This is a genomic window from Staphylococcus sp. GDY8P47P, from assembly GCF_016892225.1.
Lineage (GTDB): Bacteria > Bacillota > Bacilli > Staphylococcales > Staphylococcaceae > Staphylococcus > Staphylococcus borealis.
On sequence record NZ_JAFENV010000017.1, the window covers coordinates 143,733 to 156,834 of the forward strand.

Annotated in this window: 11 protein-coding genes; all 11 read right to left on the reverse strand. The window is 34.1% G+C overall.

Annotated features, from left to right (window positions below; translation table 11 throughout):
- Positions 1–414: 414 nt before the first annotated feature.
- Positions 415–915: a hypothetical protein gene (locus JVV30_RS07655; RefSeq protein ID WP_053030666.1), complete on the reverse strand. Its 501-nt coding sequence runs from the start codon at positions 913–915 to the stop codon at positions 415–417.
- A 145-nt stretch (positions 916–1,060) separates the two neighbouring features.
- Complete coding sequence (gene dhaM, locus JVV30_RS07660) at positions 1,061–1,441, reverse strand: dihydroxyacetone kinase phosphoryl donor subunit DhaM (protein WP_070854503.1); 381 nt, start codon at positions 1,439–1,441, stop codon at positions 1,061–1,063.
- Positions 1,438–2,019, reverse strand: a complete 582-nt coding sequence (gene dhaL / locus JVV30_RS07665; protein WP_070854504.1) for a dihydroxyacetone kinase subunit DhaL — start codon at positions 2,017–2,019, stop codon at positions 1,438–1,440. Before dhaL ends, dhaM begins: the two co-directional genes overlap by 4 nt.
- A 32-nt stretch (positions 2,020–2,051) precedes the next feature.
- A complete protein-coding gene (gene dhaK / locus JVV30_RS07670; RefSeq protein WP_204193935.1) occupies positions 2,052–3,014 on the reverse strand; it encodes a dihydroxyacetone kinase subunit DhaK in 963 nt (320 codons plus the stop codon).
- 235 nt (positions 3,015–3,249) lie between these two features.
- Positions 3,250–4,266 (reverse strand): FecCD family ABC transporter permease, encoded by a 1,017-nt coding sequence (locus JVV30_RS07675; RefSeq protein WP_070854506.1) that lies wholly within the window; start codon positions 4,264–4,266, stop codon positions 3,250–3,252.
- The gene (locus tag JVV30_RS07680) at positions 4,263–5,222 is read right to left on the reverse strand and encodes a FecCD family ABC transporter permease (RefSeq protein ID WP_371106752.1); all 960 of its coding nucleotides are present in this window, start codon (positions 5,220–5,222) and stop codon (positions 4,263–4,265) included. Before JVV30_RS07680 ends, JVV30_RS07675 begins: the two co-directional genes overlap by 4 nt.
- Before the next feature lie 77 nt (positions 5,223–5,299).
- Entirely contained in the window at positions 5,300–6,097 is a 798-nt protein-coding gene (locus JVV30_RS07685) for an ABC transporter ATP-binding protein (RefSeq protein ID WP_070854507.1), read from the reverse strand.
- Between the two features lie 215 nt (positions 6,098–6,312).
- The gene (locus JVV30_RS07690; RefSeq protein ID WP_053030679.1) at positions 6,313–7,146 is read right to left on the reverse strand and encodes a YitT family protein; all 834 of its coding nucleotides are present in this window, start codon (positions 7,144–7,146) and stop codon (positions 6,313–6,315) included.
- 600 nt (positions 7,147–7,746) lie between these two features.
- Positions 7,747–8,979 carry a NupC/NupG family nucleoside CNT transporter gene (locus JVV30_RS07695; RefSeq protein WP_070854508.1) on the reverse strand — a complete coding sequence of 411 codons (1,233 nt, stop codon included), beginning with the start codon at positions 8,977–8,979 and terminating at the stop codon, positions 7,747–7,749.
- Between the two features lie 370 nt (positions 8,980–9,349).
- A complete protein-coding gene (locus tag JVV30_RS07700) occupies positions 9,350–11,521 on the reverse strand; it encodes a bifunctional glycosyltransferase/CDP-glycerol:glycerophosphate glycerophosphotransferase (RefSeq protein ID WP_204193937.1) in 2,172 nt (723 codons plus the stop codon).
- Between the two features lie 19 nt (positions 11,522–11,540).
- Positions 11,541–13,040 carry a glycosyltransferase gene (locus JVV30_RS07705; protein ID WP_204193939.1) on the reverse strand — a complete coding sequence of 500 codons (1,500 nt, stop codon included), beginning with the start codon at positions 13,038–13,040 and terminating at the stop codon, positions 11,541–11,543.
- Positions 13,041–13,102 lie beyond the last annotated feature (62 nt).

Below are 13,102 nucleotides of genomic sequence, written 5' to 3' on the forward strand. Positions count from 1 at the left end.
GCTTTGCTTGTAGAATTTCCTGATGAAATTCTCTTTGCTGGGGCCCCGACCCCAGCTTGCTTAGCTTGTAAAATCACTTTCGTGATTTTTTGTGTTGGGGCCCCGACTCCCAGCTTGCCTTGCTTGTAGAATTTCTTTATGAATTTCTCTTTGCTGGGGCCCCGCCCGCAAGGGTTACTAGAACTGAGAAAAGCTTGATTAAAGCGCCTTCTCAGTTCAGTTAGCTACTGCGAATTTGCTAAATAGTATTATTATATTATTTATGTCCCAGACTCTTAATATAAGAAAAATAACAACTCAACGAGCTGAAAATAATCAGAAAAATTATAAAAAAGACAATTTCTATATTATTTCAATAGAAATTGTCTCTTTTCACTTATCCAGGAACTTTATGTCCCGGACCCTCTATCTTTCCTAATTAGAATTTCCATATTGTTGTAATTCGTTAATATCAACGACAACATTATCCATACGTTTAGCTGTTTCTTTAAGTGCATTTCTTGCAACATGATTACTTGGATCTAATTTCAAAATTTGTTTAGCTACTTTGAAAGCTTCAGAATCTGTAATAACAGGCTCTGGAATTGCGTGTAATAATAACATTTGCAATAGACTCTTAATTTCTTTACCATTTGTTAATTGGATGGATGCTTGCGCATGGTAGTACGCAGAATCTAATGCGCCCTCAATTTCACTTAACGGATACACAAGTAATAGAAATGCTAAATCATGCAACTCAGACGTTTCTTCAAATTTAATCATATATAAAATACAAGTATAAAACATCATGCTTTCATGTTCATGTGCACATGAAATGTAGGCTTCTTCAAAATCTAGAAAGTCTGCTTTGGCCATTATCTGTCTAACTTGTTCAAATTCTCCACTTAAAACGTTTTCCTTGATGCTGTTTTGCATGACCTTGCCCACCTACTCTTTCGCTTTACTATAATAACCTATTTTATCACAATCATTTGTCATTTTCATTTTATAAATTACTTAATTATAAAATTTATTTTGCGCATTTCAATGATTATTATATTACCGCTGATTAACCTACATTTTAGTCAAATGCATTTGCTTTAAATGACGTTTGTGTAACTTCTTGTATCGCTTCATCAGTAGTTCCACCAACTGACAATTTGACTGCTGCAGTGAAACTACCTTCTACAATTGGTGCATCCATTTTCTTAATATGATGTGGTCCATCGTACATTTCAATTGCTAAATCGATATTCATTTCAGATGATCCTAAATCATAGAAACATAGTGCATCATCTTCTAGGTTATTGATAATATTTTGAATGTCATCAAATGAGGTACCTATACCGCCATCGACACCACCGTATGCGATAATGTTTACATCCTTGGCCATCTGATTAAGTAAAGATTTAGTGCCTTTCGCAATATCTGCACTATGGCTAATAATTATGATTGATGTCATTTGATATCATCTCCAATCAAAGCGCTTAAGATATACACCATACTTTGAGCACCGGGGTCAACATAACCTATTGAATCTTTTTTAAAGTATGCTGCACGTCCTTTTGTAGCTTCAATAGCTTTCGTATCAGTCGCAAATTGTTGCAATACTTCAAATGTTAATGTTTCTTCATTCTCTAAAGCTTCACGTGCACGATCTACAACATCAAACATAGTTTTCTCATTACGTTGCACTTTACCTCTTTGCGCAATCGCATTTGCAAATTCAGTAACGACAACTTTTAAATTATCATTGTCAATATCATCTTTAACGACATTAGACACTTTAACAAAGCTAAATCCGTATAATGGACCAGATGCACCGCCAATATTTGACATTAATGCCATACCTGTTGTTTTAAACAGCGATGCCATACTACTATCATCTAGTTTATCTTTCAAACTTTTGAAGCCGCGTAACATATTAACACCATGATCACCGTCACCAATTGCTCTATCCAAATCTGTTAATACTGTTTCTTTTTCTGAAAAAGTTGTCTCCAAATCTAACAAACGTTGTTTCATTTCTTTAACATCCATTTTTATCACCTCAGTTGAAAGTAGTGTTTCTTTTAAAAGTAACGTGACGCTGTAGGCGCTTGTAAGGCTTTTAATAGCGTTTCATCGCTAGGTAATATAGTAATTGAGAAACCTTGCATATCTAGTGAAGTCATGTAGTCACCAACAAACCATTGTGCGACTTCTCGGTTCTGTTCCTCTAAATAACGTGCGCTAAATTTAGTCACGATATTCAATTCAGATAATGGTGTACCTCCCATGCCATTAATCATAACGATTAATGATTGCGCTTGGCTTTCTTTGAGTAATCGACCCAATAATCGTTCAACGATACCATCTATTTCTTCATATTGAATGCGTTCAATACCTTTTTCGCCATGAATACCTATGCCAATTTCAATATCATTGTCATCAATATCGAAGCCATATTGTCCTGTCGTCGGAACCATTGGTGGTGTAAGCGCCATACCAATACTTTTAATTTGAGAAGCAACTGCTTCACCTTTCTCTTTAATATCCTTTAATGTCATACCTTGTTCAGCTAAATAGCCTACATATTTATGCACAAATACTGTACCGGCAACACCACGTCTTTGTGTTGCTTCAGATACTGAAATGTCATCTTTAACAATAATCATTTCTACTTGAATGCCTTCCATTTCAGCCATCTCTTGCGCCATTTCAAAGTTCATTACATCCCCGGCATAATTTTTCACAACCAATAGCACACCATCACCTGTATCGACAGCCTTGATTGCTTCTAATACTTTATCTGGTGTCGGTGAGGTGAAGACTTCCCCGCACACTGCTGCATCAAGCATTCCTTGTGCGACATACCCTGCATGAGCGGGTTCATGACCACTACCGCCACCTGAAACAATCGCCACACCTTGAGATTTCTTATGACGTCGTACGACAATCGTTTCTGCGATGATGTCGATATCATCATTTGCTATTACTAAACCATCCAACATGTCTTTTAAAAAGTGCTCTTTTTGTTTAATTAGCTTTTTCATATACAATTTCCTCCCTTGGCTATCATCTCAATTATAAATCAAGCACAATGTATGCGCTAACATTTACATGCATGTCGTTATATTTTTCATTTTTTTACAAAAAAATGGGAATGGACTAGATTTCGTCGTTATGCTAGAAAATCTATCCACTCCCGTGAGCATCACTCGTATCGATGAAAAATTTAGTATTGAACTACTTAGATACGAGATATTATATAGTGTCACTTTCGCTTTATTAAATACGTTTTGATTTATACATTAAGTAAATGAAATATGGTGCGCCGATAATAGCAACTACAATACCAGCAGGTACGCCTGTTGGTTCGAGAATAATTTTACCAATCGTATCTGATAGAACAAGTAAGAAAGCACCTACAACAATTGAAATTGGTAAAAAGAGTTGATGGCGTGGTCCAATAATTGATTTTGCAATATGTGGCCCCATTAAACCAATAAATGCAATCGCACCTGCAACTGCAACAGCAATTGATGATAATACAACTGCAATAAAGAATAGAACGATACGCTCGCGTTCAATCTTCACGCCAAGCCCTTTGGCAATATGCTCATGTGTATGAATTAAATTAAGCACATTAGATTTGTATAACAGAAATGGAATGATGATGATAAGCCATGGAATCGTTGCAATCACAAATGTCCAATCATCGCCCCAAATATTACCAGCAAACCAAGTCGCTATAAATTCTGACTGATCTTCGTTAAATTTTGACATAAGTGTAATAGAACCACCATATAAAGCTGTCTGCATCCCTACACCAATTAACACCATACTTGAAGGTGTAATGCCATCTCTTTGATTCACACTAAATAAAAAGATAATAATAGCAGTTGCTACGCCACCAGCAATACTTATTAGCGGTAATACATATACAAAATTATCTGGATTAATATGACCAATTGAAATAAATAAAGCAATTGCAAAACCACCGCCAGCATTAATACCTAAAATACCTGGTTCGGCAATTGGATTCTTAGTGACACTTTGAATAATAGCACCACTTAAGCTAAGCGCTGCGCCTGCTAAAATCGTAATTAACATTCTAGGAAATCTAAATTCCATTAAAATTAATTGATCATAATATTCACCTTGACCAATAAGCGTCTTTAAAAATCGATCTACGGGTATCTTATACTCTCCAGAAGACACACTCCATGTACATGCTGCTAATAATAGTATTGAAAAGATCATTAACGTAATGATTTGTTTACGTCTTAATTTTGGATGAATCATATTGTGCGTCCCCCTCTTTTAACTAAATATAAGAAGTAAGGTACGCCAATAAACGAAATAATAGCGCCCACTGGTGCTTCACCTAACATACGTGCAATGGTATCGGCTAATATCATGAGCAAACCGCCTGACAACGCAGTTAATGGTAATACCTTGGCGTAATCAGTACCCACTAAAAATCTAACAATATGAGGTACCATTAATCCGACAAAGGCAATTTGTCCTACCATCGACACGGCAACACCAGCTAAAATCATCGTTAAGAATAGACTCACACCACGAATCATCGTGATATTCTGTCCTAATCCTTTCGCAAGGGTTTCACCTAAATTTAAAATCGTTAGTTGCTTACTCATGGCTATAATGATTATGATAGCAATAATAATTACTGGGCCACTCCACATAAGTTGCTTCCAAGTCGTACCTGAAACACCACCGGCAGTCCAGAATGTTAGTGTTTGGTTTAGTTTAAATGTTAACGCAATACCCTGACTTAAAGCCGTCAATAATGCACTTACAGCAGCACCGGCTAAAATAATTCTCATAGGGTTAAACCCATCTCGTCTAGATCGCCCTATCGTTAAGACGATAAAGCCACCTAGCATTGCGCCTAAAAACCCTGCAAACATAAGCATTAAAAATGGCGCCGCGGGATAAATGGCAAACGTTAATGCCAACGCAAATGAAGCACCTGAATTCAAACCAATTAGACTCGGATCAGCGAGCCCATTTTTTGTTACACCTTGAATCACAGCGCCTGCAACTGACAGTGCCATACCTACTAATACCGCACCTAAATCACGTGGTATACGTATCTCACTAATAATGTTATGTTGTTGGTTTTTAGGATTATAGTGAAAAATAGCATCCATAATAGTTGAAAAACTAATTTTTGCTTCGCCTATCAAGATAGATACGAGCAATGCGCCTATTAACAACACAAAGACTAAAATCATATAGCCAATAAAACCGATGTTTACTTTCTTATCTTTCTCCATCATGATAAATTCCCTTTTCTTAGTTTATCTATATATTATGAATAATTACGTTGGAATAAGTCATATGTGACTAATAATGGTTTCCCTGTACGTGGGTCTGTACTAAGCACGACATCAATATTGAATACTTGTTCTAGAATATCTTTTGTTAGCACGTCTTCCGTAGGGCCACAAGCAATGATATCACCTTTCTTCATTGCAATAAGATGATCAGAAAAACGAATAGCTTGATTAATGTCATGTAAGACCATGACGATTGTGCAACCTTGTTCTTTATTTAATTGTTGTACTAATTCTAATATTTCTAATTGATGTGAGATATCTAAATATGTCGTAGGCTCATCTAAGAAAATGATGTCTGTTTTTTGAGCAAGTGCCATCGCAATCCAAACACGTTGGCGTTGACCACCACTTAAATCATTAATAGAGCGATGTCTAAATTCAGAAGTTCCAGTAACAGTCAAAGCCCAATCAATTTCTTTCTTATCTTCAGCAGATAGTCGTCCAAATCCTTTTTGATGTGGGAAACGACCATAAGATACAAGTTCTCCAACTGTAAGACCATCTGCTACTTCAGGTGTTTGTGGTAATATCGCAATTTTTTTAGCAATCTCTTTTGTAGACTGTGTATGAATATTTTCACCATCTAATTGAATGTCACCATTTTTTATTGTTAGTAAGCGCGATAACGCTTTTAATAATGTAGATTTACCGCAACCATTAGGGCCAATAATTGACGTAACTTTGCCATCTGGTATTTCTACATCTAAATTGTTAATAATCGTATGATCCCCATAACCTATTTCCACTTGTTGTGCTTTTAAACGATTCATGCTTTCCCTACTTTCATAATAAATAGCTTTGGATATGATTGAAATAGTCAATTGATAATAATTATCATAGTCAATAGATGTATTATAACATCTTTGCAAACAACTGACTATTTGTAATTAATGCATAAAAGGTTAGGCATTTTATTGATTGGCAGAGTCATTTAACCTTTACCAATCAATGAAAACACCTAACCTCATTTATTTATTATTATCAATTATTCATCAATTAAAAATCCATTGCCATATACATCTCTCACGTCATGGACAACTAAAAAGGCATGATTATCAATCTTACGTATCATTTTCTTTGCTTTAGATACTTGTGTTTTCGCAACAACAACATAAAGGACGTCTTTTTCTTCACGACTATAATAGCCTCGCCCATCTAAGATGGTAAGGCCACGCCCTACTTGTTCATCTATTGCCTTCGCTACTTGGTCTGGCTTACTTGAAATAATTGTCATTGCTTTTTTAGTATTTAAACCTTCAATCACATATTCCATCACTTTTGTACCTATATACAGTGAAATAACTGTGACTAATGCCATTTGTAAAGGTAGTACCGTTAACGATATAAGTACAACAATTAAATCGAAAAATAACAAGGCATATGCCGTACTGACATCTAAATATTTATTAGCAATTTGAGCTAGTATCGTTGTTCCTGCAGTGGTACCACCGGCAAGAACTATAATACCAATACCTAATCCAACACAAGAACCACCAAAAACGGCATTAATGATGACATTCCCTGTTTCAACATGCCACTGCTCAGTTAAACTCAAGAAAACGGAGATCAATACAGTTGCTATTATAGTCAATACCATACTTTTCTTACTTAAAAATTTATATCCAACTATGATGAGTAGTGCATTAGCTACAAAGTTTGTAATGGCTGGAGAAATGTGAAACGCATAATATAGAACAATGGCTATACCTGTTACCCCACCTTCTCCTAAATTACCTGAGATAATGAACGCATTTACCCCAGCTGAAAATATGAAAGAGCCTAGTATGACCAAAAGTAAATCTTTAATATTTTTATTCACATATACCAACCCCTTTAATTGTAATATCACTAAAAATGTTAGCACATTCACTAGCAAAGCTACAATATTCATTTTGAAAAGGGATTAAAAGCATGAATGTTTAACCATATCATTGTCTTGTCTCTCGCTTGAATTCTCATTATAAATAAAGAGAATCATAAATAAATATAAATTTTCTGAATTTTTTGTTTACTTTAACGTTTCCTTTTGCTATAATGTGTATAACTTCTTAATAAGAGAAGTTATCTCCTTTGTGTTGTTTATAGTAACAAAACAAATTTTGCTCGAAGTACTGTGACAGTACCTAGTCCTTACCGTTACAAGTACATTAATATTCATTTCCCATAAAAACCAAGTATATAGAGTGTCTCCTCACTCTACATACTTGGTTTTTATCATTTATATTCACTTAATCTTAAAATTATCAATCATTATACTGTCGATAGCTTGTCTGTCTCACCCAAAAACTAAAAAAAACTGAGAAAAGCTTAATATAAGCGCATTCTCAGTTCATTTAGCTACTGTGCATAAATAACATCACGTATATGAATCATACGTATCTTAAATTTCATTAATTGGATAAGTATAAATGATATCTTCTTACCAAGCGAATAATCCAACAAACGCTGCAGTAAGTAATGACACTAAAATACCTGCTAATAACATCATTGGTACATATTTAGATACAAAATCTGATGTTTTTTTATCAACAATCCCTTTTAACGTTCCTACAATCATGCCAATCGTTGAGAAGTTGGCAAATGAAACTAAGAATGTTGAAATGACTGCTCTTCTATGTGGACTATATGAATCTACTACTTTACTAATTTCACCCATAACTACAAATTCATTCGTAACAATTTTCTTAGCCATTTGTTGCGCGACGATCCATGCTTCTCCCCATGGCAAACCAAGTAAAAGTGCAAATGGATACATAAATAAACCTAAAATTTGATTCAAGCCGAAACTGCCTTTTACACCAATCCATCCACCAACAAGACCTGTAATCAGATTTATAAAGCGATCAATTAAGTCTGCTAAAGCAACAAAGCTAATGACGAAAGCAATAATGATTAATACCAGTTTACCCGCATTCAATACAGAATCACCTAGGAATGAGAAGAATGGTTGACGTTCAACTGCTTCATCATTCTTAATGCTATAAATGATATCTTCTTGCTCTTCAACACTGACTGGATTCAAGATTGAAGAAACAATAATCGCATTGATAATATTTAAAGGTATTGCAGTTAATACAAGTTCACCAGGTATCATTTGTACATATGCCCCAACAATGGCACCAGAGATGGAACTCATTGACATCATAGCTACAGTTAATACACGCATTTCATTCATGCGTTTAAGTTGTTCATTAGATACAGCTAACGCTTCAGTATTACCTAAGAACATCATTTCAATACCGAAGAATGATTCAAATTTAGGTTGACGTGTAACCTTAGCAAGTACCCAACCAATACCACCTATAACTTTAGGTAGAATGTTGAAATACATTAAAACGTCAAACAATGGTACAACAAGTAGAATTGGGAATAGCGCACTAATCGCCATATCCATTTGTTTACCGCTAGTAAAGCTGCTAAATGCAAACCCTGTTCCAGTGTGTGCGGATTGAATTACCCATGCAATTGCTGAAGCTAATCCTTCTACAATCGTTCTCCCAATTTGGAAATAAACAAAGAACCATGCTAAAAACAAGTTTAAAACAACAAGAATTAAAATAGATTTCCATTGGATATTTTTGCGATCTCTTGAAAATAATACTGCAATTCCCAAAAATGCAAGTAACCCAATGATGTTAATCACTAAAAACATAAGGCACCTACCTGACTAAATTTTTATGACGTGATGTCATGGCATGTTTATATAACAGAACCGTACTTTAAACTCTAATTAACCCCAAAAGTTCCGTTAATAATATATTTCTCATTATACCATGAGGTAATGTTCGAGAAAATATAGATTCGTCAAATTAACATAAATGAAAAAGAGCGAGACAGACTTCGTTTTGAAATCATCACGCTCTCTACTTGCTTTACTTATCGTTGTTCATGTTGACCATCTACTTGCTATAACCCTAGATTTGATTTTAGAAAAGCTTAGTATACATGTCTGTTAAATTCAGGTAGTGATTTTGCAATACAGCATCACACTATGGTTGGTTACAGGTGTGTTTTACATGCGTTTAATCATGGTTCTTTTCAATATCATGATAAATATAATCACCAATGTATTGAGACGCTTTTCCGTTCTCTATTGAGCAGAAATCATTATAAAATGCTTCGATTTTATCTTTATATTTTACTTTATGTTGTTCAATTTGTTTTAATTCTTTAGCCAATTTAAATTCATCTGTAATGATTTCACCAGGTAGATCATTCATATAATCCATGTAGAAACCACGTAGTCCTTTATCATATTTTTCTATATCATAGGCAAAGAAAAATTGTGGACGTTTTAAGATACCAAAATCAAACATAACAGATGAATAATCAGTTATTAACGCATCAGAAATGAGGTATAATTCCGAAATATCGCTATAATTTGATACATCGATTGCAAAGTCGTCAAATCCATGTAAATCCAACGCATTAGCAATAAGATAATGCATTCTTAGTAAGATGACATAGTCATCGCCAATTTCTTTTTGGAGATTTGCCAAATTAATTTTCAAATCGAATAAGTATTGGCCTTTCTTCACAAACTCATCATCTCTCCAAGTTGGTGCATACATAATGACTTTTTTATCTGCAGGTAAATTTAAATTACGCTTAATTTGTTCAATATATTCAGTATCATTTTGACGATTAACTAAAACATCATTTCTTGGGTATCCAATTTCCCAGATACGGTCTTCGTCCATCCAAAATGCAGATTTGAAAATATTTGAAGAATATCTATTAGGTGATACCAAACGATCCCAACGTGATGCTTCAGCATAGAAATTCTTCTTATAGTTTGCAGTAGTTGTGCCAGGCATTCTAACCACTTTCATATCGTTAGCTAAACGTTTTAATGGTGTTCCATGCCAAGTCTGAATATACATTTGATTCTCTTTTTTATTTAAATATAGTGGCAATCTAGCATTTGTCACCCAATATTTTGCTTTAGCATAGGCATCATAATACGCTTTTGAGCCTTTTTTAACTTTAGTTGCATTGCCTGGAACAATGTTATTTTCAGGCTTAGAAAAGACCCATATATAATTTAAATGTGGATAATGTGTCTGCATGTATTCATAGATATACTTAGGACTATCGCTGTAGTTTTTACCGCCGAATGCTTCAAATACAATGGTATTTGGATCAACCATAGCCTCATTATCACTGAGTTGATATTTTGAACGTTCTTTCATTTTGCTATTTAACAAAATATTTTTAACTAAGCGCGTTTTATTACGCAAATCATTAACATATTTAGCATTTTCAATATTATCCATAGATAAGAATAATATTTCTAAATTGTATAATATCTTTCCATCTTTAAAGATGTCCCATTTGATTGCTTTAACAATCTTAATCAATACATCTTCAAGTGTTACATATCGAGATTTTATATCTCTAAGGGCTGGATCGAAGCCACTTTTAATTTCATTTTTCATTCTGTTGATCAAGAAATGTTTGACGCGTTTATCATTAGTTCGTCGCATTGCATCAAAGAAACTATTAACGTGATCTTCAAATTTATTTGTAAAGTCCTGATCACTTAAGGTATTACCATAAAATGGATCATAGACTTCGCCACGATAATAGAATGGGAAATTGGTAATTCTAACGAAACGCTCTGCATATTTTAAATATTCCAACACAAATGATGTATCTGCATATATACTTAATGACTCATTAAATTGAATTTGGTGTGCTTTAATGATGGCATTTTTAAACAGAATATTACATGCTGATTCTTTTCTCAAAATTGAGTTCGGACTTTTTTGATGCGTATCATATTGCATACGCACTCTGTCTTTATCTACATATTGTGGACGTTGACTTCTAAATTTATGAATAGGTGCAATCAATGTATCTAAACCATTTACGTGTTGTAGGTAGAAATCAACAGCATAGGATGCTAATTGATCATCCGCATCTAGGAATAGTACATATTGCCCATGCGCTTGTTCTAAAGCTACATTACGTGCATGTGCGTGACCAGTATTTTCTTGTAACTGAATGAAGTGAACGTCTTTGTCATATGTCTTTAACGTTTCTTGTAGTCGTTCTGTTGAACGATCAGTTGAACCATCATCGACAATAATAACGTCGAAGTCTTGGTTTCTTTGAGTTTTCAAGCTGTGAATACACTCACTAATATAATCTTCATTATTAAAATACGTAATAATAATCGATAATTTATTCAATATATTTCTCTCCAATTTTCTAATTATTCATCGTATGCGTCACGTCATTGATGAGGGATTGGTAGTTAATAAATGCTTGTTCTACACTGAATTTTTCACTTAATTTTACATCTTTGAAGGGAATATTTCTAGCCATTTCCATTGCATTCGCAAACCCTTCAATGTCATCTTTTTCCACAAGTATACCATTTTCGTGATTACGAATTAACTCACTTGGTCCATAGCGTACATTATACGAAATAACAGGACAACCACAATTAATGCTTTCCATAATGGATAACCCAAAGCCCTCATACCGACTTGTTAGAAAGGAAGCAATTGCCTTTGGAAACACTTCTTTAGGCGTATTCGTGTGCCCTTTAAAAATAACTTTATCTTCAAGTTGAAGCGTTCTAACTAGTTGTTTGAGCTTGTTTAAATTACCTTCTTTATCATCGCCATACACTAGAAGTTTAGATGAATACCCTTTTTTCAAATACATATCGAATGCTTTGATAATATGATCAATCTGCTTTTCTGAAGCTAATCTACCAATAAAACAAAATTGATCTTCAACAGCATTTCGATGATTTGATTGCGCTATGTCTAGAAAATGAGGTATCACCTCTATTTTATTATCATCTATATCAAATTGCGATTGAATATCACGTTTTTGGTAATCGGTTAAAACAACATATTTGTCAATCTTTTCATGATTATCAAGCGCAAGCTTATACGAATGACGAACGTTATGATCTTGTAAATGGTTACTATGAAACATTAATATACGCTTAATATTATTTTCACACTCAATCAATGGTCTGTCGAGTAAGCGTGCATCATTAAATACGATACTTCCATCTGCTAAAACATGATTGTAATAATACGTAAATAAAGCTTTTTCTTTTTTGAAGATGCGCGTTTCACCTTGCTTAGTGAAATGTTGTATATCAATCAATTGATTCTTTTGATCGTTCATAAAATGTTTCTTTAAATACATGTTACCCTTTTTATCGTAATATTCTTCCGATGTTTTGATAGCTGTTACGTCGTCAAAATAATCAATTTTATGCAGTCTACCGTTCAAAGTAAATGATTTGCGTTTAGCTATCTTTTGCGTATTAGGATTTATTGTATCTTCAAACTTGACCACCTGTCTTTCCGTATAATATCTACGAAACAATACGTATGTCTGATCTTTATAATACTTTACGCTATCTCCTTCTTGAACAGCTTCCAATCCGCGTATCTTAACCTTCGTTTGGATAGGTAACTTTCGAAATAATTTAGGTTCAACGGGCTCCTCTAATAATTTATAATTCGCCAACCAGTCATATATGTTTTCAATGACTGTGTTGTCAGTAATTAACTTTTTATTTCTAAAAATGCGATATACATTTTTATAATTAGCGTTATAATTCGTCGTTAAAATCGTAGACGTTTGTCCCAATTGTGTTTCTAAAAATTGTATTCTATGCAATAAAGATTTTGTTCTTCCACCATGTGTAGGCGGCAAAGTAGATGTTATTGTATATAGCATAGTCATTCTCCAATCTCATATCTTAATGGTGTAAATGTTTATATGTCGCTTAATTAGTGTCG

Bases quoted from the DNA above. Each gene is read 5' to 3' on its own strand.
- JVV30_RS07655 (WP_053030666.1), bottom strand. From the start codon at position 915: ATGCAAAACAGCATCAAGGAAAACGTTTTAAGTGGAGAATTTGAACAA.
- dhaM (WP_070854503.1), bottom strand. From the start codon at position 1,441: ATGACATCAATCATAATTATTAGCCATAGTGCAGATATTGCGAAAGGC.
- dhaL (WP_070854504.1), bottom strand. From the start codon at position 2,019: ATGGATGTTAAAGAAATGAAACAACGTTTGTTAGATTTGGAGACAACT.
- dhaK (WP_204193935.1), bottom strand. From the start codon at position 3,014: ATGAAAAAGCTAATTAAACAAAAAGAGCACTTTTTAAAAGACATGTTG.
- JVV30_RS07675 (WP_070854506.1), bottom strand. From the start codon at position 4,266: ATGATTCATCCAAAATTAAGACGTAAACAAATCATTACGTTAATGATC.
- JVV30_RS07680 (WP_371106752.1), bottom strand. From the start codon at position 5,222: ATGATTTTAGTCTTTGTGTTGTTAATAGGCGCATTGCTCGTATCTATC.
- JVV30_RS07685 (WP_070854507.1), bottom strand. From the start codon at position 6,097: ATGAATCGTTTAAAAGCACAACAAGTGGAAATAGGTTATGGGGATCAT.
- JVV30_RS07695 (WP_070854508.1), bottom strand. From the start codon at position 8,979: ATGTTTTTAGTGATTAACATCATTGGGTTACTTGCATTTTTGGGAATT.
- JVV30_RS07705 (WP_204193939.1), bottom strand. From the start codon at position 13,040: ATGCTATATACAATAACATCTACTTTGCCGCCTACACATGGTGGAAGA.